Here is a 321-nt window from a genome sequence, read left to right as displayed (position 1 = left end):
CATGACGCGGCGCATATTCTGGCTCAGGCGATCAGCGAACTGTTTCCGGGCACTCTGTTTGCGACCGGGCCGGCTACTGAAAGCGGCTTTTACTACGATGTCGAGCCGGAAGAGCCGATCACGGCGGACGATTTGCCCCGGATCGAAGCCCGCATGCATGAAATAGTCGCTCGTAATGAACCGATCACTCGCGAGATATGGGACCGGGAGACGGCACTTTCCTGGTGTCACGAACAGGGCCAGGACTACAAAGCCGAGATCATCAACGCACTCCCGGCTGATGCTGTTCTGACGTTCTATCGACAGGGTGATTTCGTGGAC

At 57.3% G+C, this 321-nt stretch carries 1 pseudogene; it reads left to right on the top strand.

From position 1 onward, the window contains the following. A pseudogene (locus HK23_RS13910) lies at positions 1-321 on the top strand (threonine--tRNA ligase); the annotation flags it as partial.

It is taken from the genome of Acetobacter malorum, assembly GCF_002153605.1.
GTDB lineage: Bacteria > Pseudomonadota > Alphaproteobacteria > Acetobacterales > Acetobacteraceae > Acetobacter > Acetobacter malorum_A.
Note: the sequence above shows the minus strand (reverse complement) of the source record. Positions and strands in the feature narration are given on the sequence as shown.